Source organism: Flavobacterium sp. 90 (genome assembly GCF_004339525.1).
In the GTDB taxonomy this organism is placed as follows: Bacteria; Bacteroidota; Bacteroidia; order Flavobacteriales; family Flavobacteriaceae; genus Flavobacterium.
The window spans coordinates 4,226,676-4,249,340 of the sequence record NZ_SMGE01000001.1 but is presented as its reverse complement, the minus strand read 5'-3'; the positions used below and the strand labels follow the sequence as shown (position 1 = coordinate 4,249,340).

Here is a 22,665-nt window from a genome sequence, read left to right as displayed (position 1 = left end):
ATAATTAATAAAAATAAATCCTTATTCATTGAATAAGCGAATGCATTGAATTTTTTGATTTCCCTAATACAAAAAAATCAATAGTAATAATTAAAATAATAAATATCTACTATGAGAACAAAATTATTTTTCTTCGTCATTATGTTTGTTACAATTGCAGGATATGCGCAGCAAGATGCACAATATACGCAGTATATGTACAACACAATAAATATAAATCCTGCTTATGCAGGTTCTCGTGGCGCTTTAAGTATTTTTGCTTTGCACCGCGATCAATGGGTAGGACTTGATGGAGCTCCGAAAACTAATACTGTTTCCGTAAACACTCCAATCAATAATAGCAATATAGGAATAGGGCTTTCGTTAGTAAATGACAAAATTGGTCCAACAAACGAAAACCAAATCTCTGCAGATATATCCTATACAATACATACTTCTGAGGACTGGAAACTCTCATTTGGTATTAAAGCTACAGCTGATATTTTTAATCTTGATGTGGATAAACTAAATCCGGAAACAGCCGGAGATCCACAATTTCAAAACTTAAACAGTGATTTCTCTCCTAATATTGGAGCCGGAGTTTATTGGCACTCTGACAAAGCATACATTGGATTATCAGTTCCTAATTTTATAGAAACCAACCGTTATGATAGTAATGATGTAGCGATTTATAAAGACAAAATAAACTATTATTTAATGGCCGGGTATGTTTTTGATCTCTCTTACGATTTAAAATTTAAACCCGCAGTGCTAACAAAAATGGTCGAAGGTGCTCCTCTTCAAGTAGATGTATCAGCAAACTTTATGTTCTTTGAGAAATTTACTGTCGGAGTAGCCTATAGATGGAGTGCTGCCCTAAGTGCTATGGTAGGATTTCAAATTACAGATGGTCTATATGTTGGATATGGATACGACAACGAAACTACCAATTTAAAGAACTACAATTCAGGTTCGCATGAAATCTTCCTGCGCTATGAAATCTTCAAAAACAATGGTAAAATGACAACTCCTCGTTTCTTTTAAAAATGATTATTATGAAAAATTATATACTCCTTTGCTTAACAATCATAAGTGCTTTTTCATTTAAAAGTTATTCTCAGCAATCGAAGGTAAACTCTGGCGACAAAAAGTACAATAACTACGCTTATGTTGATGCTATAAAGACCTACGAGAAAGTAGCCTCTAAAGGATACAAATCTGAGGAAATGTTTAAAAAACTTGGTAATTCCTATTATTTCAACTCTGAGTTTGACGGAGCTGCAAAATGGTACGGAGAATTATTTTCAATGGATACCAATGTTGAACCCGAATATTATTACAGATATGCACAATCTCTAAAATCAACCGGACAACTTGATAAAGCAAACAAAATTCTGGACGAATTTAATATCAAATACAAAGGCGATAACAGAGGTAAACTTTATAAAGAAGATGTAAATTATCTGGACCAGATTAAAGCAAATTCAGGACGTTATAAAATTGAAGACGCCGGCATAAACAGCAAATATTCTGATTATGGTTCATTTATCTACAACAACAAATTGTATTTTGCATCAGCAAGAGATACAGGTAATTTTTCGCAACGCAAACACAAATGGACAGGAGAATACTTCACCAATATATATGACGCCGATATTGATGCCGCAACCAATAGCGCTTCTAAAGTACATAAATTCAAAAGCGCAATTAATACTAAATTTCACGAAGCTACGCCTGTTTTTACAAAAGATGGCAAAACGGTCTATTTTACAAGAAACAACTATGTAGATGGCAAAAAAGGAAAAGATGAAAATAAAACTACTTTAGTAAAAATATACAAAGGAACACTTGAAAGCGATGGTAAATGGGGAAATATCAAAGAACTGCCATTTGACAGCGACAATTACAGTACCGCACATCCGGCACTTAGCCCAGATGAGAAAACACTGTACTTTGCATCAGATATGCCGGGAACAGTTGGACAATCTGACATTTATAAAGTAAGTATAAATCCAGATGGAAGTTATGGAACACCCGAAAATCTTGGAAAACCTATTAATACCGAAGGAAAAGAAACGTTTCCGTTTGTTACCAATGAAAAGGAAATTTATTTTGCATCTGACGGACATCCCGGACTTGGTGGTCTTGACGTATTTGTGGGACAAATTGAAGAAGACGGAACGATCACCGGAATCGAAAATCTTGGAGCCGACATTAACTCTCCAAAAGACGATTTTGCCTATATCATAGATCCAACCACACGACTAGGATATTTTAGTTCTAATAAAGATGGCGGAATGGGTTCTGATGACATTTATAAATTCCTGGAAACTAAAAGACTTAGATGTATTCAGGAGTTAAACGGAACCATTACAAACTCCGAAACCGGAGCAATTTTACCCGGAGCAACAGTCACTTTATACGATATGGGATCAACTAAGCCTAAAAAAACAGTTACTGCTGATGAAAACGGATATTATACTTTTGCTGTCGAATGCGGAAAAAGCTATAATGTAAGAGCCGAAAAAACTGATTTTTCTACCAAAGAAGTTAACATAACAATTGAAAAAACAACCGGAAAAACAAGTCTTCCAATTGCTTTAGATCCTGAAACCTGTAAAGTAACTATTGGAGATAATTTAGGAAAATGCTTCAAAATAAAAATGATTTACTTTGATTTAGACAAATCAGATATTCGAACAGAAGCGGCATTAGACTTAGAAAAAATATTAGTTGTATTAAATGATAATCCAACAATGAAATTAGATATTCGCTCACACACAGACAGTCGTGCATCATTCAAATACAATGAAGCCTTATCTGATCGAAGAGCTAAATCGACAATACAATGGCTCGTTAAAAATGGTATTACACCAAACAGATTAACCGGAAAAGGTTATGGTGAAACCCAACTTGTAAATAAATGCGCCGACGATGTTCCTTGTACAGAAGCTGAACATCAGGAAAACAGACGAAGTGAATTTATTATCACTGCACTTTAAGTTTAGTTAAGATTATTACACATTTGCCAGGGCTGCCTATTTTTTAGGCAGCTTTTTTTTGGATCAACACAAAAACCTGTGGAGAAATTTAAACTATTTTGTATTGACTAATTATTTTAACCGCAATCCCGATAGCTATCGGGAGCAAAGTTTTTTTATACATATCGGATTTTATAAAAATACAAAGTTCGCAAAGCTTTACCGTTAATCTTGCCTTGCGTATTTTACCGCAATCCCGATAGCTATCGGGAGCAAAGGTTTTTTATTGGCAAGGTTTTATAAAAACGCAAAGTTCGTAAAGCTTTACCGTTAATCTTGCCTTGCGCATTTTACCGCAAAGCACGCAATGGTTTTTTATTTGCAAGGTTTTATAAAAACGCAAAGTTCGCAAAGCTTTACGTTAATCTTGCCTTGCGCATTTTACCGCAAAGCACGCAATGGTTTTTTATTTGCAAGGTTTTATAAAAACGCAAAGTTCGCAAAGCTATATTGATAAAGCTTTGCGAACTTTGCGTTTAATGAGCGTAATCTATAAAAAAAAACTTTGCGCACTTTGCGGTTAAATTCATCCCTTAATTTATATAGCTCCACAGGTTTCTGTATTGATCCCTTTTTTTACATAAAAAAAGTCGTTGCAACTCTTCGAATTACAACGACAAATAAAAACCAACCAGTCCAATATTTTTCTATATTCTCGCGAATATGTTTGTGTAGTATTTGTTTCCAGTTCTGGGATCAGTTTTTACTGATATACCAAAATGGGTATAGTTTCCTTCGATATTTTTTTTGTGACCAGGACTTGCAAGCCAGGATTGCAGTGCAGCATCAGCCGTTTTGTAGTTGTAAGCAACGTTTTCTCCAACGTTTGTAGCACCAAGCAACTTCATAATATTTTCAGAACGCGCAACAAAATCACTATGATCTACAACATTGTTTGCAATCATATAGTTGTTATGCTCCTCGCATTTAGAAGAAATGTGATTGATTTTTTGCAATGCATTCAAACCAATACTTACTCGGTAATCGTTTATTGCTTGCATTGTTTCCAGCTCAGAATCATTGTAAGTGTAATTCATCACTACTTTTTCCGTCGAGCTGCTATTTTCAGTTCCCTCGGCCGTGTCAGCAGAACATGAGTTCATTGTAACTGAGATTACAATGAACAGCATGGTGCAGATAATCTTCTTCATAGTCAATAGCATGTTTAATTTTAAAGTAAATGTTGGGGCAAATTCTTTAAACTTATATTTGGATAAATCTTTTTGTTTCTTAAGTCAAACGTATTCAATTTATCGGTAAACTACAAAAATAATCGACGAAATGCATTAAAATTTTATTATAGAATGTAAATTTCTTACAACTATGAGGATAATCGTACAATCTTCCATGAAAAATCTGATTGGCTTGTGTAACGAATTCTGTCATGCAATCTATTTGGTCTTCCTTGCCAAAATTCTACCTCTAAAGGAGTTACTAAAAATCCACCCCAATTTTCGGGTCTGGGAATTGGTTTTCCTTCAAATTCAGCCTCTAATTTTTTTAAGTTTTCTTCTAAAAATGCTCGAGACGGAATCACTTCACTTTGATGAGAAACAATCGCACCAAGTTTACTTCCGTCAGGACGAGAATCAAAATAATTATCCGAAATATTTTCAGAAGTTCTTTCGGCGATTCCCTTAATGATTACCTGACGTTCCATTTCCTGCCAGAAAAAAGACAAACAAACATGCGGATTTGCAGCAATAGCTTTTCCTTTTTCCGAATCGTAATTCGTATAAAAAATAAATCCTTCTTCAGAAAATTTCTTCAACAGAACTACTCTTGATTTCGGAAAACCATCCAAACCAATTGTAGAAACCGTCATTGCGTTTACTTCTCCGCTTGCGCCAAAATCCTCCACTTCATGAAACCATCGGTTAAAAAGATTAATTGGATCTTCCGGAATATTACTTTCTAATAATTCACTTTTCTCGTAAGACTTTCTATAATTACTTAAATCGTTCATGACTTTAGATTTTAGATTGTTGATTTTAGATTTTAGAATTTTTGTTTCAGGTTTCACGTTTGTCAGACCGAGCGAAGTCGAAGCCCTTCTTGTTATAAAAGCCCTTCGACTTCGCTCAGGGTGACATCTGTATATTCACATTCCAAAACTTAGCGCCTCAGAACCTTAGAGCCTCAGTACCTTATTAAACAAATTCAAAAGAAACCCCATCATTCCCTAATAAAACATTTGGAAAAACAGTTTCAGCTTCTTCTTTAAAACGTTCGATTCCGTCATATCTTGTAGAATAATGACCTAAAATCAAATGTTTAGCATTTGCTTTCTGTGCGATCTTTGCCGCTTCTATTGCAGTAGAATGTAATGTTTTTTTCGCTAATGCAGCTTCAGATTCCAAAAAAGTAGATTCGTGATACAAAACATCAACATCTTTTATAATTGGGATAATATCTTCTGTATAAACTGTATCTGAGCAAAAAGCATAGCTCAATGAAGGAATGGGATCAAAAGATAATTTCTCGTTCTCGATAACCGTTCCGTCATCAAGCGTTACATTTCCTCCACCTTTTATTTTCTGATAATATGCTGTATGAATATTGTAATGCTGAACCGCTTCTACATTTAGTTTTCTGTCTCCCGGTTTTTCCTGAAACAAAAATCCATTTGTATAAACGCGATGTTTCAACGGAATCGTTCTGACAATTACTTTCTGATCTTCAAAAATAACTTCACTCTCCTTAGATTCTAATTCATGAAAAAATAAACTATAAGTAGTCCATGATTCCGTTAGTTTCAACTGAAGAAGTATAAGCTCTTTGATTCCTTTTGGTCCGTAAATATGTAAATCGGTTGTTCTTCCTAAAAGAGAAAAAGTCGAAATAGTCCCAATTAATCCGTAAAGATGATCTCCATGCAAATGCGAAATAAAAACGTGATTGATCTTTGAGAATTTAATCTTGTTTTTACGTAATTGAACCTGAGTTCCTTCGCCACAATCAATTAAAAACATTTTGTTCTTAATTTCTAAAACCTGCGAAGTCGGATTAGTAAGAGTTCTGGGAGTTGCGGCATAACAGCCAAGTATGGTTAATTTCATTTTAGATTTTAGATTGTTGATTTTAGATTGAGTAAGTCATATTTAAGATTCATTCAGTATTCCAAATCTAAAATCTGAACTCTAAAATCTAAAATTAAAAACCTAGGTCTCTTTCGATTTCTTCCATTTCGATAATATCGTGTGCTTCCAAAAGTGAAGGAACTACAACCAGTTTATCAGAAATAGCATTAAAGTCAAGATCAGAAACTACAATTACAAAGGATTTTTTAGCTTTTTTTTGTTGCTTCGAAAGTGGTAAAAAAAGTTTCAAATCACCTTCTGCCAATTGAGCATTTGATGATAAATCGATTATAATATTTTGTTTTTCAAAGGTTTTAAACTGCTGCGTCACTTTCTCCAAAAAAGAATTAAAATCTCCCTGGGTATCTTTAATCGTAACGGTATGTCCTTTTTGATCTACTTTCATTTTATTATATATAGGCTCTGTTTTCGAGAGCTAAGGTACGTTTTTTTTTAGTTTTCAGTCGCAGTCTCAGTTTATAGTATTTAGTCTCGGTCTCCGTTTTCACTTTTAATCAGACTGAAAACTGCGACTGAAAACTAAACTACTGAATCTTAGAAGCCAATAAATAAATCACTGCCATTCTAATCGCAACACCATTCTCAACCTGATTTAAAATCACCGAATGATCAGAATCTGCTACTTCAGATGTAATCTCTACTCCTCTATTGATTGGTCCCGGGTGCATGATTACGATTTCTTTTCCAAGAGAATCCAGCAAAGGTTTATCGACACCATATTGTTGAGCGTATTCACGTGTTGAAGGGAAAAAGTTAACATCCATACGTTCGTTCTGAACACGAAGCATATTCGCAACATCACACCATTCTAATGCTTTTCTTAAATTTGGTTCAACCGTAACACCAAGCGATTCTATATATCTTGGAATCAATGTTTTTGGCCCGCAAACTTTAACCTCTGCGCCTTGCATTTGCAAAGCATATATATTTGATAAGGCAACTCTCGAATGCAGAATATCACCCACAATTACCACTTTTTTTCCGGTTACATCACCCAGTTTCTCTCTGATAGAATAACTGTCTAACAAAGCCTGAGTTGGATGTTCGTGTGCTCCGTCTCCGGCATTTACAATACTTGCTTTGACATTTTTAGATAAAAAATAAGCCGCTCCGGGATTAGAGTGGCGCATTACAACCATATCAACTTTCATTGATAGAATATTGTTCACAGTATCAATCAGAGTTTCTCCTTTTTTAACAGAAGACTGAGCTGCCGAAAAACTAATAACATCGGCAGATAAACGTTTCTGTGCTAATTCAAAAGAAAGTTTAGTTCTGGTACTGTTTTCAAAAAATATATTGGCAATTGTAATATCTCGTAATGAAGGAACTTTTTTAATAGGTCGGTTAATGACTTCTTTAAAATGATCGGCAGTTTCAAAAATCAGGTTAATATCATTCTCGTTGATATATTTAATTCCTAATAAGTGATTTACGCTTAATTCTTTCATTTTTATTTCTTTAATATTATTGTCAATGCTTCTTTAAAGAGAAGCTGTTTTATTGAATCATTCTATCTACAACGTCACTATAATCTTGCAGATCTCTATCGTCTTCATTAAAAATCTTCTGCCATCTAAAACCTGGAATTTCAATTTTCGTTCTTGCAGAACCATTCCAGATTACTCTAAAATCATTATTTATCAAAACTTCGGCAACTCTCTTCCCTATTTCTATCGTAATTGCATCATCAGAATTGTCTACTTTCTGAAAAGCGATAAACAATTTCGAATCTTCTACTGCAACAGCTCTCGCCAGATCCTGTCCGTGATAAAAACAATATCCATCAGACTCCACTTCATTTTCCTGTAATTCTCTTTCAACTTCAATCACTTCGTATTCACCATCAGTTGTGGTGTAACCTACATTATGAAGCGCCAGTATATTTTGATCACATAATTCATCAAAAGCTTCTATTAGCCTTTCAGTATCTGTTGGACTTTTCCATTGTTTACTTTCTGCAAGTAACTTTTTGTATTCTTCTCTTATTTTTTCAAAAGCCCATTCTTCTGATATTTCGCCTTCAAATTCGTTGTCTTCAATCTCTTCTATGATGTTTTCCTGAATCTCATCAACAGAAAGAAATCCCATTCTTATCTGATTAAAAATTGATTCGTAAATAAACGTTTCGTTCTCTGTCATTACTTTTATTGTTTAATCGTTTATTTGTTTAACCGTTTATTTTTTAAAAATGTTTAATAGACTATTTTTCCGATTAAACTAATTCGTTACTAAATGAACAACATCTTCACCATCATTTTCTTTCCAGCTCACTTTTACTTTTTCACCATTAATAGCATCAACCTGACGACCGCGATAATCGGGCTGAATAGGTAAATTGCGGCTAAAACGTCTGTCGATTAAAACCAGTAATTCAATTTCTGAAGGTCTTCCAAAAGATTGAATTGCGGTTAAAGCAGAACGAATGCTTCGTCCGGTAAACAAAACGTCATCAATAAAAATGACTTTTTTGTTTTCGACTATAAAGTTGATTTGGGTTTTATTTGCTTCAAGCGGTTTATCAGTTCTACGGAAATCATCTCTAAAAAAAGTAATATCCAGATAACCCAAAGAGATTTCGGGTGTTTTGTATTCGCTCTCTAAAATTTGTTTTAAACGCTCCGCCAAAAAAACACCTCTCGGCTGAATCCCAATTAAAATTGTATCGGAGAAATCAAGATGTTTTTCGATTAACTGACAAGCCAAACGATGGAGTATGATAGTAACTTCTTTTGAATTAAGTAATACTTTTTGGCTCATAATTAGTTGTAATGTTTGGTTGGGCAAATATACAAAATCAGAATTTATTTGTTGGGGTGTTGGGAAGGGAAATATTTTTTTTTGATTTGGGATGAAAATTTTCATTTACAAATACTTTTTTTTGAAAATCCCCCATTTTGTTCCGAGAAATAAAATTACTTTTAAAACTTCATTTGCAAAAGTTATATTTTAACGGAATGCAAAATTAATCCAACCAAAAGTTATGGAAAACATTCAAGATCTATTAGAACCAAAAGTTAAAGAATTTGACATCAACTTTTCTAACAAATCAAACCCTGAAATATTTAATGTAAGTTATGACTTATGGACTTTAAAAATAACGCTATCTTTTAATGATCATCCAAGTCCAATATATGTTATTTTTAAAAATGTAGTTGGTTTTAGAGTCTTAGATGAAGGAAATCTTTTAGAGTTTTGGAATCCCGACGTAAGAGTTCCTGGTTGGATCTGGAAAGTCGAAAGTGGTGGCTGGTTTGAACTTGAAAAATTACGAAATGGATTCGTATCGCAGCATCATTCAATTGACCATAATGAATATTTAATTTCAAGTATAAATGATTGCGTTAGCGTAATTTCCACATCCGAACCAATAATAATTGATAGTGAATAAAATAGATTGCTCGAAAATTCATAAGCAGAACAGATCTAACTAATTCTATTGGAGCAATTCACAAATACTTATAACAATTTCATAATTTAATACAAAAAAAATGGATTGGAGATTTAACTCTATATGGTTTGAACAATTAGAACAAGACAAAATTTTCAGAAAGGACTTTAAAGAAAATACAATTACGTCTGAGAACAAGAATTTTACAACTTCGGAATACGCTATCATTTGGCACCTAAAAGAAAAATCATACTCGTTTGAAAATTTGTCTGAAGCAGACAAACTATTATATTTAGAATTAAACTGGGCTAACATTAAAAACTTTGATGGTATTGAGAAATTTAAAAATCTAAAAAGACTTGAACTTCATTATTGCACTAAATTAGAAAATGATCATGGGTTGAGCCTATTAAGTGAAAATCTTGAGTTTTTACACATTAACACATCAAAAAAATTCAAATTATCGCAGGAGTTACTTCAACTCAAAAAATTAAAAGTACTTTGTTTAAATAATTGTGGACCAATTGACAATCTTGATTTTTTAAATGAATTTCCAAATCTTATTGACTTCCGTTTTGTAAACACAAACATTTTGAACGGAAACCTCAAACCAATACTTGACCATCCGACAATTAGGTCAGTTGGTTTTTTAAACAAAAGACATTACAATTACAAAGATGAACAGCTTAAAAAAGAACTTGAAAACAAATTCGAAAATGAATATAAAACGTATGTTCACAAAGGAGATTTCTTGACTTATAGATATGATTATGAATAAAACCATCTCTAAATTACTTTGTTTTTCAAAACGATAGCTCTATTTTTTTCGTATCCACCAAGTAAATAACTTAACAGAAATTAAATCTAGTTCAATAAATTAAATAAATGATTTACATCGACAAAAGTACATGCCCGTATTGTTATATTGAAGAAAAGAAATTTGACTGGGGAGAACCATACGATGAAATGACTCCAATTTTTAATTTATCAATTGATCCGGATTTATCAGATATCGAATTTACAATTGAAGTATTAGGCAAAAATAATTTTAAACTTAATCTAGAAAAACTATATAATATTCTCATTAATAGAGAAGAAAATCATCGTATAGAGAATTTCAATACGCCTATTTTAAATCGCGAATTTCTATTAAATAATATCAATATATATTTAAGTGCTAACTTAAATAGTACTTCCCCCTGGAAACTGCATTACGGTGAACATATGGAAAATGCTTATGAAGATCTACATCTGGAATCAATAGAAGAATCAATAAATAGAAAACTATTATTAGATAGAAAATATTATTAATTACATTTTTTTTTAAAAACATTTAAAACAATGAAACAACCAAACTTTAATTCGCAAATCATTAATACTATTAATAACGAAAAAACCACAATTGAAGAATTAAAGGCAATTGAACCAATTTTAAATGAAAATTATAAAGCTAGTAGCAAACTAATGTATACTTATTATTTCATTACACTTGTTTTAAGTATAATTTGGTTTCTAATTGACAATTCAATTATCTCAGAAGTAAAAGTATTTGATCTAAGCATTGACAACAGGCAAATTCTTATGTTAGCAATTCCTTTTATTGCGATTGCTTCAAATTACATAACCATTTCCTACATGGCTTTCAATCAATTAATTGATTCTGGATTAAGAGCGATACATAGTAAAATATATCCTAACATTAGTGAAGAATCCATTGCAGAACTTTTAATTCATCCTTCGCTAATTGAGTTAGAAACAATTAAACTGCGACTATCAAACGATTCGTTTTTTAGTAGTCTAGGTTTTTTATTTATTGCCATTATTTTTGGTTTGCTCCCTATTATTTTAAACGGAATCATCTGTTATAAGCTGTATTTTTATTTTAAAAATTCAGCTTATATTTTTCTAACAATACTGTACATATTAATCCTTTTTAAAATTATTACAAATCTAATTTTCTATTTTAGACAAGTTCAATAAACTAAATAGAGTAAATCATGAAAGCAAAAGTCATAGGAATCCCAGTTCAAGACCAAGAAAAGGCATTACAATTCTACGCTACAAAATTGGGTTTCATAAAAAAACATGATGTGCCTTTAGGCGAAGGAAACAGATGGTTAACCCTAGTTTCTAAAGATGAACCAGATGGCGTTGAAATTTTATTAGAACCTTCGCCAAATCATTTTGAACCTGCCAAAACGTATCAAAAAGCACTTTTTGAAGCCGGAATTCCATACACGCAATTCAATGTTGATAATCTTCAGGAAGAATACGAAAGACTTATTAATCTTGGCGTTGAATTTATCATGAAACCCACTGAAATGGGAAATGTAAAAATTGCCATTTTAGATGATACTTGTGGGAATAAAATTCAATTAATTGAAATGTTGTAATATTTGTCTTTTATATTTAAACTGGATTGAAATCCAGCCCTATAATATGAACCGAACCTTTGGTTCTTTTTTTGATTCGTTTTCCTTAATCTCTAAATCATAAAACTTTTCGACCAAATTATGTAACACATTTTTTTATTGTATGAATTAATTTTATTGTAAGCAAATTAGAATACTCAATTCTTTTTAAAACAATTAAAACAGCAAAATCATGCAAAAAATAATTACACGTTTGTTAATGGTATTCGTAATACTATTTTCATTTACAAGTTGCGAAGTTATTGGAGATATTTTCAAAGCCGGAATGGGATTCGGAATCTTTATCGTCATCTTTATTGTTGCGATAATCATTTTCATTTTTGCAAAAGTCTTCGGTGGCAATAAGTAATCATAAAAAAATCCCGATTGCCAAAGCGATCGGGATTTCTTCATATTATAAATTGAAATATTACAAATTGTACATCTTCTTTCTTAATTCCTGAATTTTTTCATCATCCAGATATTCGTCAAATGTCATGTAACGGTCTATAGCTCCATTTGGCGTTAACTCCACTACTCTATTACCTACAGTTTGTGCAAACTCGTGGTCATGTGTTGTGAAAATTACTGAACCTTTGAAGTTTTTTAATGAATTGTTAAACGCTGTAATCGACTCCAAATCTAAGTGATTTGTTGGTTCGTCAAGCATTAAGATATTTGCACGCTCCATCATCATTCTCGAAAGCATACAACGTACTTTTTCTCCTCCTGATAATACACGGCTTGTTTTTAAAGCTTCTTCTCCAGAGAAAATCATTTTCCCCAAGAATCCTCTAATAAATACTTCGTCGCGCTCTTCTTCTGTTTTTGCGTATTGACGTAACCAATCTACCAATGTCAAATCGTTTTCAAAGAATGAATGATTTTCTGCCGGTAAATAAGCCTGATTTGTTGTAATTCCCCAATCAAAAGTTCCTGCGTCTGCTTTTTGTTGATTATTTAAAATTTCGTAGAAAGCTGTTGTAGCACGTGAATCTTTAGAAAAAAGAACGATTTTATCGCCTTTTGCCATATTCAAATCTACATCTTTAAACAAAAGATCTCCTTCTACAGAAGCTGCTAAACCTTCTACATTCAAAATCTGATCTCCAGCTTCACGATCCTGGTCAAAAATAATTGCAGGATAACGACGGCTTGAAGGTTTGATTTCAGAAATATTCAATTTAGAAATCATTTTTTTACGAGAAGTTGCTTGTTTAGATTTTGCAACGTTCGCGCTAAAACGACGAATAAATTCTTCTAATTCTTGTTTCTTTTCTTCTGCTTTTTTGTTTTGCTGAGCACGTTGTTTTGCTGCCAATTGGCTAGACTCGTACCAGAAAGTATAGTTTCCTGAGTAGTGGTTTATTTTTCCGAAATCAATATCAGAAATATGTGTACAAACCGCATCTAAAAAGTGACGGTCGTGAGATACTACAATTACAGTATTTTCGTAGTTTGCTAAGAAATTTTCTAACCAAGCGATTGTCTCGAAATCCAAATCGTTGGTAGGCTCATCCATAATAAGCAAATCAGGATTTCCAAAAAGCGCTTGTGCCAAAAGCACACGTACTTTAATTTTTCCCTCAAGATCGCCCATTAAAGTATAATGGTGTTCTTCGTTGATTCCTAAGTTAGATAACATCGCTGCGGCATCAGAATCTGCATTCCAACCGTTCATTTCTTCAAACTGAACCTGAAGTTCTCCTATTCTGTCTGCGTTTTTATCGTTGTAATCTAAATAAAGTTCATCCATTTCTTTTTTAACAGCATAAAGAACTTTATTTCCCATCAAAACGGTTTCCAAAACTGTATGCTCATCGAACATGTTGTGATTTTGGTTTAAAACCGACATACGTTTTCCCGGTTCTAAATGAATGTGTCCGGAAGTTGGGTCGATGTCGCCCGAAATGATTTTTAGAAAAGTAGATTTCCCAGCACCATTGGCTCCAATAACGCCGTAAATATTTCCGTGAGTGAATGTGGTATTTACTTCGTCAAACAAAATTCGCTTGCCAAATTGAACTGATAAATTATTGACTGTTAACATGAATGTCTTTTTAATTAATTTGGTGCAAAAGTAAGGAAAAAGGTTCAGAGTTGCAAAGGAACTAAGTCGCTAAGTTTTTTGTTTTGTAAAATGTGAAAAGTGAAATATAAAATCCACCATTCCTATCAAATACAACAACATCTAACTTCTAACTTTTAACAACTTACTTATTATAATTTACTTTCTTTCTCCAAAGCTACTTCCAGACTTCTATAATTAGGTAAAACTTTAGCAATTAAACCTTCTTTATTCAAGATAAAATGAGTTGGAAAAGCATTCAGTTGCAGAGTTTCATTCATGTAAATTTTCATGTTGGGAATAACTGAATATGACAATGGTTTTCTGGCTAAAAACACCTTTAATTGTTCTGGTGTATCTTCGGCAAGGCTTACAAAAAGAATATCTTTTCGGTCTTTGTATTTTGCTGCTAATTGATTGACTTCGGGAAATTCTTTGATACAGGCTGCACAATGAATGTACCAACATTTTATGACGATGATTTTACCTTTCATGGATTCATTAGAAACAATGTTTCCGTTTAAATCTTTGAAAGAGAATTTAGGAAAAGGTTTTCCTTCCATTTCGAAATTCTTTAATGCGTCAAAAGCTTCCTGATTTATGGTGGCCTTTATACTTGTATCTGAATTGGGCTGAATTTTAAAAAGCTTATAATAGTAAATCGAATCTTCCGATTTTAATCTAATTGGAATATAATTTCCATTTGTTAATTCATTTAGAAAGGTTTCTTTTGAAATTTCTTTAGAATCGGTATCAAGCGCTACATAATCTCTGGAAAGCATGATATTTTTGCTTTGATAAATCCACCAATCATTGTATTTATTCTGAATTTGGATTGGATTAACTTCCGGATTTCCGAATTTCGTTTGACCGAAAATTGTTGTCGAAAGTAGAAATAGGATTAGAAAAACAATTGATTTCTTCATGAATTTTTGATGCAATAATTGGAAATCAAAAGTAGTTATTTTTAAAGACTTTAATTACTACATTTGATTACTGTCAATAACTAAAGGCACTTTTAATGAAAAAAATATTTCTGCTTCTTTTAATCCTAAATCAATTCTCTGTTTTCTCTCAAACGGATAAACTCTATTATTTTATTGAAAAAGATAGTCTTTTGGGCGTAAAAAATCAAAACGGGAAAATTATTATTCCAGCTGCTTATACCTTAATTCCTTCTATTTATGATGGAATTTTAAAAGAAGAAATCAAAGGAAATTTAATTCCTTTTTGGGTTATTAAAGATGGTTTAAAAATGTATGACAGAAAAGGAAATTTTCTATTTGAACCTTATATGTTTGATGCCGGTTTTGATGATTTTAGTGAAGGTTATATGCGATTTGTCGAAAACAAAAAACTTGGTTTTGCTAATCGAAACGGAGTTAAGGTTATTCCGGCGCAATACGATTGGGTTTCTCATATGAATTTTGGTTTTACCGAATACTGTAATGGTTGTTATTTTGATTACTCTAAAGATGAAGAACATCCGTCGATTGTTGGTGGAACCTGGGGTTATATTGATAAAAATGGTGTCGAAATAAAACCAACTGAAAAACGAAATCATCCTAAGGATTTTGAAACCGAAAAACACCAATTTATTCCATATCAATTTGTATATAATAAGAAGGAAAAACAGATTCTGGATTTCTTTGAAAAACGAAAAACCCAGATTATTAAAATCTACAAAATCAATTGTTTAAAAAAGGAATTGTACTTTGAAATCATAGAAAAACCTTCTGATCTTAACCCTTTTTATAAAATTAAAACTTTTGAAATCTGTGATCAATATTTTCAAGGTGCTAACGAAAATTATGATGAATGTAAAATTTTTAAAGTTTCTGCAGATGGAAAAAACTTCTTTGTGACTTATATGGATTTAGTTGACCACGAGAAATATTCTGAATATGTTGAGCGAAAGATTCCTGTTGATGAATGGATTAAGAAGAATTGAATTTCTTTGCGGTAATATGGCACGCGGATTTTACGGATTCGCTATCGCGAAGACGCGGATTTATGTGGCTTTTTTTTGTTTCTTACTTTTCTTTTTACTCTCATTTTTTGTCCTTGCGAGGAACGAAGCAATCTCACTTGCCATGTCAATAATTGTCTATAGTATTGCGGTTGCTTCGTTCCTCGCAATGACGTGCTTTGTGGTTACTTTACGTTGAGATGGCACGCGGATTTTTTAGTCCTTGCGAGGAACGAAGCAATCTCACTTGCTACTTTGCGCTAAGATGGCACGCGGATTAAACTGATTCCAGCTGATTTACACTGATTTTTTGTTCTTGCTTTTTGCGATTTGAGATTTTTAAATCTTTGTCAAAGTTTGAAACTTTGACAAAGATAATATGACGCAAATTTTAACTGATTTACACTGATATTGTTGAAAACATGATTAAAAACTGGAAAAAAACGAATGAAAACGGTATTCAAATTCCAATTGATATACTTGCTCCTCACTTATCTTATTTTGATAAAATTGATAAAAATTTAAAGAATGAGTTTTTAAAAGGAAAAAGATTTGGTATTGCTTGGGAATATAACGAAACGGAAATTTCTGTTTTTGATAATGAAGGCAGTGTAGAAGGATTTCCTACAGCTAATTTGCAATATATTGTAGCAATATTTAGCAATAGTAATTTATATCCAAATCCAAATAATGCCGTGATTTTTAATCTGGATGGGAGTTTAAATAAGGTTTTACAATTTCCTGAATTTAAATCTGAAATCATCTTAGCAGAAATAGAAAAGAACAATCAGGCAAATCCTCCAATCGATGATGATCAATTGTCTTTTAATAAATATAGCAGACAAATAAATGATCAAAATATTGAACTGGATATTCTTGACATTAATTATGGTTTAGAATATAATGAATCGCAAATTTTAGATTCTGATACTTTAGAATTATATCATTTGTTCAAGAGCCGTTTTGATCGTTACAATTTTTAAAATGCTTTGCTAGAAATGGTACGCGGATTAAACGGATTCGCTATCGCGAAAACGCGGATTTTATGTCCTTGCGAGGAACGAAGCAATCTCACTTGCCATGTCAATAATTGTCTATAGTATTGTGGTTGCTTCGTTCCTCACAATGACGTGCTTTGGGGTTACTTTGAGATTACTTCATCTTAATTGTTTCTAATAAAACCTAAAGCCCTAGCCCTGATAGAAGTGGAAATCCTTTTGTGCCGGGGTTCGGCATAAAAGATTGGAGTGGATAGTAGGAAATAGCTCCTAAACATTTTCATTAGATTAACTTCCCTTTAAAACAAAAAAAAACCTGGCAATAAAATTGCCAGGCTTAGAATGCTCTCCTTCAAGTGAAAACCAAATAACAAATCACCTGAGTTCAATGCATTTATTCGAAATAAAAATCAGATTAAAAAATAAATAACCAAACTCAATTTTAACCGTTCCAATGTTTTATTTCAGTGTTTTATTCATTGCGACGAACTTTAGTTTAAGAAGTTCAATACTTTGAATGATTGTTTTTTTCCTGCTTTGTCTGTAACAACAACCAAGAACAATTGTTTTGTTGAAAAACTTTGATCTTGCAGCAGAATTTCTTTATTATTTTGAACGTTTTTATGACTTACTAATGTTTGTCCAAGGATGTTGAATACATCAATCTGAGCAATATCTTCAGTCTCATTTGTAACTGATAATGCATTGTTTTTGAAATACGCTATCGTTGCACTGCTTTTTGAAGGAATATTATCAACCGCTAATGTTTTTGCTGTTGACTGCGAAGCAAAATAAGTAGCATATGCTTTAGACAATTCAGATGAATTACCACAAGATGATGCATCCCAGTTTACTGACCAAGTCATTAATCCTCTTAAAGAAGGATATGGTCCGCCTGCCTGCATAGTGTATGTTCTTCCGGTAAAAGTGGTTCCGGTTCTTAAATAATGCATCGCGCTAATTCCTTCTGCCGGTGTTAAATAACCGCTACCTGCTGCACTTGGACAAGCTGGCAATGCAATAAGAACTTTTGAGGCTGGTAAACCATCAAAACGCATTCCTGTTGTAGCAATGTTATATCCTTTTATCACCATATCGGTTAGGGCCGTTACCATGTTTGCTTTTTTAGCTGAACCATAATATTGACCGTCTAATCCGTTTTCTCCTCCTGTATTATACAATTGTACTGCTAACAAATCTAATTCATTACGTAAGTTTTGAATGATTGGTAAGAAAGATCCAAAAGTATCTGTATAGGTAGAATATCCTCCTTGTACGTATTGTGTTTCAGGAGCTGCAGTTAATAAGAATCCAGGGCCATAGTAAGCTTTTAATTCTTTGAAAGCATCTACAACGTTTTTTAATCTTGGATAAGCAGAAATACCCGCATACGAAATATCTCTTAAACCTCCTGCACTAAAATTCATTGATCCGCCTTCAAAATCAATATCAACCCCGTCAAATTGGTACTCGTCTATAATTGCTTTTAGACCATTAACAAAGATATTTTTTTGAGTTACATTGTCTAAAACAACATGACCGTTTTGACCTCCGATAGATACAATAACCGGAACGCCGCTATCTCTTAAAGATTTTATGTCGTTTTTCAACAATTGCTTATTGAAAACTCCATTGGTCAAATATCTATTGTCGTTAGTAGTTAATACTGGTGTATAACCATCACGATTAACGGTTTCTACGAAAGAATAATCGACTACGTTAAACTTACTTCCTACCATTTGAGAAAAATATAAAAATGGAGCACCTGCATTTTCCCAAGAATGTGCGTATCCTAAAATAATTTTGGATGGAAGCGGAATGAATCTATTTGTGCTCACCGGAGCAATTTTGATTGTATTGTTTAATGTAGTTACACCAGATTGATTGTCAGTTGCTTTGATTACAACTGGATAATCCTGATAAGCAGATGGTGTAAAATTATACGTATAAGTATTATTTGTACCTGCTGTCATGTTGAATGTACCTCCATTTATTGTAATAGTAACTCCTGAAACTGATCCGTTACTATCTACAGCTGTAACCGAAATTGGCACAACCTGGAAAGTACTTTGGTTTACTGTAGTATTCGATGGTGAATTCCAAGTAATTACAGGCAATGAATTTGGACAGTTTGCACCTGAACAAGTTAATGTAAAACTATATGTTTTTGCATCTGTTGTTCCGTTTGATGCTGTAGCCGTAACGGTTAACGTATGAGAAGCAGAAAACTGATTTGCTGCCGGTGTCCAAACCGATGTATAAGTTCCTGAAGAATTTGTAGCACTTATGGTTTGTCCGTCTAAACTAAATACAACTGATGAAATTGTAGTAGCATCTGCAGCACTTAATCCAACACTTGCAACAAAATTAATTGATGATCCTAAATTTATAGCAATCGCCGAAGCTGTTGGCGCTGTAATGGTAACTACTGGTTTAGTCGCAACCACTGCTTGTCTATTAAAATTATAAACTGTTGCTGTTGTTGGAACTGCAAAGTTGGCTAAGTTATTTGGATAATAAGTCACGTCGCCATTTTCCCATGCATTTAATTTCAAACTTAAAATTTGTGTATAACCTGCTACAACTGCATTATCGAAAGTATAATTTCCTGATGCATCTGTTGTTGCCAAAACACTTTTCCAGTTATGAGTATTATCTGTCCAAGGCACCACTAATTCTACTTTTGCACCTGCAACCGGAGTTGTTCCGTTTTTAACGCTTCCGCTAATTAAATTTGCCTGAACTTGTGCTGCTTTTGCTGTAGTACTTGTATTAAAATTGTAAATTGTTGGGTTTGCCGGAACTGGGAAATTTGCCAGATTATTTGGTAAATAAACTACTTCTCCGTTTTCCCAACTATTTAATTTTAAACTTGTAACTGTTGTATATCCTGCTACAACTGAATTGTCAAAGCTGTATTTTCCTTGTGCATCTGTTGTTGCAATTACACTTTTCCAGTTGTGTGTACTATCTGTCCAAGGTAAAACGATTTCTACTTTTGCACCCGCTACTAAAACGGTTCCGTTTTTAACTGTTCCGCTAATTTTATTAGTTGGAACAACAACAGCATCTTGTGTTAAGTTTAATGTTTTGTTTGCTATTAAATTAGTATAAACTGTTGACGCCGGAGTAAATGTTTGTCCTGCTAAAGCTGCAGTTACAGTATAAGTTCCGCCTGACGGTAAATTAGCAATCGAATAAGCTCCAGTTGAATTTGTAGTTGCAGTAAAAGTTCCTCCTGACGAAGTTGCTGTAACTGTTACTCCTGAAGCTCCAGTAGTTCCGTTTAGAACTGTTCCGCTTACTGTATAATATACAATTGGAGCGCCCTGAGCAAAATTCAACGTTTGATTGGCACCTATCGCATTATAAACTGTTGAAGTTGGCGTATAAGAGAATCCTGTTTTTGCAGCTGTAACTGTAAAATTAAGTCCGGCTGTTAAACCAGCAACGCTGTAAACTCCACTTGCATTAGAAGTCGCAGTTAGAACCGTAGATCCTGATGTAGCTGTAACTGTAACGCCAGAAACTCCAGTTGATCCGTTAAGAACAGTTCCGCTAACGGTGTACAAAGGTTGTGATCCATTGATAACAACTCCTGTTTGGTTAACTGTTACGTTTGTTAAATTTACAGGCGTAAAAGTATATGAAGCTTTTGCAGCTGTAAGTATATAATTTTGTCCTGAAGTCAAGTTGCTGAATGTAAAATTACCTCCTGTAGAAACTACTGTTTGCAATACTACATTACTTGCATTTCTAAGTTCAACTGTTACATCAGGAACTAAAGCTGTTCCGTTTTTTACAGAACCTGCAATACTTACTGTTCCGGGAACAACGCTTCCAAATGATGTATCTACCTGAGTTAATAATGCATTTGGTACAGAACCTCTTGTGTCCTGAGATAATTCCCAAACCATACCTCCGGCAAGATTTTTTGATTTAATATATTGTACTTTTAAATCCATTGACTGCTTATCTTCATAAGAGATAAACTGTTTTAAACTAGCATTATACAGATAAGGAACTTTTGTTGTATTATCAAAATATCTTACCCATCCTGCTGCTGCAGCAGATGATGTAACCTGCATTGTATTTGGATCTAAATAAGCATGTGAATTCGTAACCGGATTTCCGACTAAATCGCAAATTTCGATACTTCCTGATTTTTCACAAGCTGCTGCACCATCCCAAGTTCCTGTTGGATTTTGCGGATTTGTGCATCCTGCAACTACATCTCTTGGAGCCGAAACGAATAATCCATTTGTTGAATTTGTCGCTACATGATCAAATTTCTTTCCGTAGAAAGGTAATCCCATGATTAATTTATTCGCAGGAAAACCAACAACGTTCAAATATTGATTTGTTAATTCATCAAGTGATTCTGATTGTGTTGCTCCGTAAAGCGGATCGTTTGTGTTTCCGCTTGCATATAAAGGTGCATTGTAGCACGTTTTATCATACCAGTTTCCACCAAAGTCATATCCAAAATAGGTGATATAATCACAATATGTCGAAATATCTTCTGTCATTCCGTATTGTGCTCTGTTTGATGGTCCTAAATATTGCGATGCAACTTTACGAACATTGTTTCCGGCAGCAATCGAGATTAATTTATTTGGCATTGCCTGACGCATTGCTTTCAATAAATAAACTAAGTTTTTGTTGTCGTCCGGGCTGTATTTTTGTGGAGGAATTGGGGCTCCGTTAATTACTTCGGTACCATCTGTTCCACCGGAAAGCGGATATTCCCAATCGATATCAAATCCATCGATAAAAGGATATTTGGTAATAAAGTTTGCCATATCTGCAGCCAGAGCGGCTCTTGCTACAGGACTTGCAGCAATCGGAGAAAGATCCTGACCTTTTGTCCATCCTCCAACAGAGATTAAAATTTTTAAGTGCGGATACTTTTCCTTAAGTTTCATTAAGTCATAAAAGTTACCTTTTACAGGAGCATCCCAAGGAATTCCACCTTCCATATGCTCAAAATCGGCATAGGAATCTAAACATAACAACTTTGTATTCTCCGGGTGTGCCGGATCGAAAGTTGTACCATAAAACGAATAATTCAAATGCGTCAATTTACTCCCGTCAATCTTGGGAATATTGAAATCACGGGCATAAATAGCCCATTGCGCATAATACCCTACTACCTTTTTACCGTGAGCTGGTTGGGCTAACGCGAGTAAGGGAAACAGTAACAAAAAAAGCAATCTGTAATAATGTTTCATAATTAAATTAATATTGGTTAATAAAAAGAAATATTCCAATCGAAATAAGTTACATACCGCAACTCTGTATATAAAATGTAACAACTGGGATTCAACCAATTGCAAAAAAAAGATTGCAACCAATTGGAAAAATTAATTCATATTACTTCTAAAAATAAATATTACTATTACTGATTTTATCCATAATCATTGGTGAATAGTACTGATTGATATTTATTTAATTTTTTTAAAAATTAGTTTAAATACAAAAAGATAAATTTGGGGTTCATCGATTTTTAATACTTTAATTGTTTGTCATGTTTTTTTAATCTATTCTGTCTATTTGGTTTTAAATGTTACTATTTGGTTTCTATAATTCTTATACTTATATTCTTTTTAACAGGTTTTTATAGCGATTTTTTTCGGTTTTACCATAATTATCTCTACTAGAAATCTCTAGTAGAGATAAATGAATTACTAAATAATCATGGTAACTT

Annotated in this window: 20 protein-coding genes; 10 read left to right on the top strand and 10 right to left on the bottom strand. The window is 33.2% G+C overall.

Annotation, left to right across the window (positions count from 1 at the left end; all coding sequences use genetic code 11):
- Positions 1-111: 111 nt before the first annotated feature.
- Entirely contained in the window at positions 112-1,023 is a 912-nt protein-coding gene (locus tag C8C83_RS17855; RefSeq protein ID WP_121329740.1) for a type IX secretion system membrane protein PorP/SprF, read from the top strand.
- Positions 1,024-1,034: 11 nt separating this feature from the next.
- Complete coding sequence (locus C8C83_RS17850; protein WP_121330087.1) at positions 1,035-2,981, top strand: OmpA family protein; 1,947 nt, start codon at positions 1,035-1,037, stop codon at positions 2,979-2,981.
- 686 nt (positions 2,982-3,667) lie between these two features.
- On the opposite strand, the gene C8C83_RS17845 is transcribed toward C8C83_RS17850, so the two are convergent.
- The 7 genes from C8C83_RS17845 to pyrR form a co-directional block, all read right to left on the bottom strand.
- A complete protein-coding gene (locus C8C83_RS17845) occupies positions 3,668-4,171 on the bottom strand; it encodes a CAP domain-containing protein (protein ID WP_121329739.1) in 504 nt (167 codons plus the stop codon).
- 170 nt (positions 4,172-4,341) lie between these two features.
- Positions 4,342-4,986 (bottom strand): pyridoxamine 5'-phosphate oxidase, encoded by a 645-nt coding sequence (gene pdxH, locus C8C83_RS17840; protein ID WP_121330086.1) that lies wholly within the window; start codon positions 4,984-4,986, stop codon positions 4,342-4,344.
- Positions 4,987-5,170: 184 nt separating this feature from the next.
- A complete protein-coding gene (locus C8C83_RS17835; RefSeq protein ID WP_121329738.1) occupies positions 5,171-6,079 on the bottom strand; it encodes a ribonuclease Z in 909 nt (302 codons plus the stop codon).
- A 94-nt stretch (positions 6,080-6,173) separates the two neighbouring features.
- Positions 6,174-6,506: a ribonuclease Z gene (locus tag C8C83_RS17830; RefSeq protein WP_099708617.1), complete on the bottom strand. Its 333-nt coding sequence runs from the start codon at positions 6,504-6,506 to the stop codon at positions 6,174-6,176.
- A gap of 139 nt (positions 6,507-6,645) precedes the next feature.
- Entirely contained in the window at positions 6,646-7,572 is a 927-nt protein-coding gene (locus C8C83_RS17825) for an aspartate carbamoyltransferase catalytic subunit (RefSeq protein WP_116754346.1), read from the bottom strand.
- Positions 7,573-7,621: 49 nt separating this feature from the next.
- Positions 7,622-8,263 carry a hypothetical protein gene (locus C8C83_RS17820; protein ID WP_121329737.1) on the bottom strand — a complete coding sequence of 214 codons (642 nt, stop codon included), beginning with the start codon at positions 8,261-8,263 and terminating at the stop codon, positions 7,622-7,624.
- A 78-nt stretch (positions 8,264-8,341) separates the two neighbouring features.
- Positions 8,342-8,881: a bifunctional pyr operon transcriptional regulator/uracil phosphoribosyltransferase PyrR gene (pyrR, locus tag C8C83_RS17815; protein WP_099708618.1), complete on the bottom strand. Its 540-nt coding sequence runs from the start codon at positions 8,879-8,881 to the stop codon at positions 8,342-8,344.
- A gap of 223 nt (positions 8,882-9,104) precedes the next feature.
- On the opposite strand from pyrR, the gene C8C83_RS17810 reads away from it, so the two are divergent.
- The 6 genes from C8C83_RS17810 to C8C83_RS27255 all read left to right on the top strand — a co-directional run bounded on the left by C8C83_RS17810 (position 9,105) and on the right by C8C83_RS27255 (position 12,293).
- Positions 9,105-9,512: a hypothetical protein gene (locus tag C8C83_RS17810; RefSeq protein WP_121329736.1), complete on the top strand. Its 408-nt coding sequence runs from the start codon at positions 9,105-9,107 to the stop codon at positions 9,510-9,512.
- A 100-nt stretch (positions 9,513-9,612) separates the two neighbouring features.
- A complete protein-coding gene (locus C8C83_RS17805) occupies positions 9,613-10,290 on the top strand; it encodes a hypothetical protein (RefSeq protein WP_121329735.1) in 678 nt (225 codons plus the stop codon).
- Positions 10,291-10,397: 107 nt separating this feature from the next.
- Complete coding sequence (locus C8C83_RS17800; protein WP_121329734.1) at positions 10,398-10,823, top strand: hypothetical protein; 426 nt, start codon at positions 10,398-10,400, stop codon at positions 10,821-10,823.
- A 30-nt stretch (positions 10,824-10,853) separates the two neighbouring features.
- A complete protein-coding gene (locus C8C83_RS17795; protein ID WP_121329733.1) occupies positions 10,854-11,492 on the top strand; it encodes a hypothetical protein in 639 nt (212 codons plus the stop codon).
- Between the two features lie 17 nt (positions 11,493-11,509).
- Entirely contained in the window at positions 11,510-11,905 is a 396-nt protein-coding gene (locus C8C83_RS17790) for a VOC family protein (protein WP_158598167.1), read from the top strand.
- Positions 11,906-12,116: 211 nt separating this feature from the next.
- A complete protein-coding gene (locus C8C83_RS27255; protein WP_165877245.1) occupies positions 12,117-12,293 on the top strand; it encodes a hypothetical protein in 177 nt (58 codons plus the stop codon).
- Positions 12,294-12,353: 60 nt separating this feature from the next.
- Here the strand turns inward: C8C83_RS27255 and C8C83_RS17785 are convergent, their stop codons facing one another.
- The gene (locus C8C83_RS17785) at positions 12,354-13,973 is read right to left on the bottom strand and encodes an ATP-binding cassette domain-containing protein (protein WP_072971983.1); all 1,620 of its coding nucleotides are present in this window, start codon (positions 13,971-13,973) and stop codon (positions 12,354-12,356) included.
- 170 nt (positions 13,974-14,143) lie between these two features.
- Positions 14,144-14,917, bottom strand: a complete 774-nt coding sequence (locus C8C83_RS17780; protein WP_121329731.1) for a TlpA disulfide reductase family protein — start codon at positions 14,915-14,917, stop codon at positions 14,144-14,146.
- A gap of 95 nt (positions 14,918-15,012) precedes the next feature.
- Between C8C83_RS17780 and C8C83_RS17775 the strand changes: the two genes are divergently transcribed.
- Together C8C83_RS17775 and C8C83_RS17770 are read left to right on the top strand one after the other, a co-directional pair.
- Positions 15,013-15,942 (top strand): WG repeat-containing protein, encoded by a 930-nt coding sequence (locus C8C83_RS17775; protein WP_121329730.1) that lies wholly within the window; start codon positions 15,013-15,015, stop codon positions 15,940-15,942.
- Between the two features lie 440 nt (positions 15,943-16,382).
- Positions 16,383-16,943 carry a hypothetical protein gene (locus C8C83_RS17770; RefSeq protein ID WP_121329729.1) on the top strand — a complete coding sequence of 187 codons (561 nt, stop codon included), beginning with the start codon at positions 16,383-16,385 and terminating at the stop codon, positions 16,941-16,943.
- A 506-nt stretch (positions 16,944-17,449) separates the two neighbouring features.
- Here C8C83_RS17770 and chiA read toward each other — a convergent pair.
- Positions 17,450-22,189, bottom strand: a complete 4,740-nt coding sequence (chiA, locus tag C8C83_RS17765) for a T9SS-translocated chitinase ChiA (RefSeq protein WP_121329728.1) — start codon at positions 22,187-22,189, stop codon at positions 17,450-17,452.
- Positions 22,190-22,665: the final 476 nt, after the last annotated feature.

Excerpts from the sequence above, each read along its gene's own strand:
- C8C83_RS17825 (WP_116754346.1), bottom strand. The coding sequence starts at position 7,572 with ATGAAAGAATTAAGCGTAAATCACTTATTAGGAATTAAATATATCAAC.
- C8C83_RS17830 (WP_099708617.1), bottom strand. The coding sequence starts at position 6,506 with ATGAAAGTAGATCAAAAAGGACATACCGTTACGATTAAAGATACCCAG.
- C8C83_RS17770 (WP_121329729.1), top strand. The coding sequence starts at position 16,383 with ATGATTAAAAACTGGAAAAAAACGAATGAAAACGGTATTCAAATTCCA.
- pyrR (WP_099708618.1), bottom strand. The coding sequence starts at position 8,881 with ATGAGCCAAAAAGTATTACTTAATTCAAAAGAAGTTACTATCATACTC.
- C8C83_RS17810 (WP_121329736.1), top strand. The coding sequence starts at position 9,105 with ATGGAAAACATTCAAGATCTATTAGAACCAAAAGTTAAAGAATTTGAC.
- C8C83_RS17780 (WP_121329731.1), bottom strand. The coding sequence starts at position 14,917 with ATGAAGAAATCAATTGTTTTTCTAATCCTATTTCTACTTTCGACAACA.
- C8C83_RS17845 (WP_121329739.1), bottom strand. The coding sequence starts at position 4,171 with ATGAAGAAGATTATCTGCACCATGCTGTTCATTGTAATCTCAGTTACA.
- C8C83_RS17800 (WP_121329734.1), top strand. The coding sequence starts at position 10,398 with ATGATTTACATCGACAAAAGTACATGCCCGTATTGTTATATTGAAGAA.
- C8C83_RS17850 (WP_121330087.1), top strand. The coding sequence starts at position 1,035 with ATGAAAAATTATATACTCCTTTGCTTAACAATCATAAGTGCTTTTTCA.
- C8C83_RS17775 (WP_121329730.1), top strand. The coding sequence starts at position 15,013 with ATGAAAAAAATATTTCTGCTTCTTTTAATCCTAAATCAATTCTCTGTT.
- C8C83_RS17785 (WP_072971983.1), bottom strand. The coding sequence starts at position 13,973 with ATGTTAACAGTCAATAATTTATCAGTTCAATTTGGCAAGCGAATTTTG.
- C8C83_RS17795 (WP_121329733.1), top strand. The coding sequence starts at position 10,854 with ATGAAACAACCAAACTTTAATTCGCAAATCATTAATACTATTAATAAC.
- C8C83_RS17835 (WP_121329738.1), bottom strand. The coding sequence starts at position 6,079 with ATGAAATTAACCATACTTGGCTGTTATGCCGCAACTCCCAGAACTCTT.
- chiA (WP_121329728.1), bottom strand. The coding sequence starts at position 22,189 with ATGAAACATTATTACAGATTGCTTTTTTTGTTACTGTTTCCCTTACTC.
- C8C83_RS17820 (WP_121329737.1), bottom strand. The coding sequence starts at position 8,263 with ATGACAGAGAACGAAACGTTTATTTACGAATCAATTTTTAATCAGATA.
- pdxH (WP_121330086.1), bottom strand. The coding sequence starts at position 4,986 with ATGAACGATTTAAGTAATTATAGAAAGTCTTACGAGAAAAGTGAATTA.
- C8C83_RS17805 (WP_121329735.1), top strand. The coding sequence starts at position 9,613 with ATGGATTGGAGATTTAACTCTATATGGTTTGAACAATTAGAACAAGAC.
- C8C83_RS27255 (WP_165877245.1), top strand. The coding sequence starts at position 12,117 with ATGCAAAAAATAATTACACGTTTGTTAATGGTATTCGTAATACTATTT.
- C8C83_RS17790 (WP_158598167.1), top strand. The coding sequence starts at position 11,510 with ATGAAAGCAAAAGTCATAGGAATCCCAGTTCAAGACCAAGAAAAGGCA.
- C8C83_RS17855 (WP_121329740.1), top strand. The coding sequence starts at position 112 with ATGAGAACAAAATTATTTTTCTTCGTCATTATGTTTGTTACAATTGCA.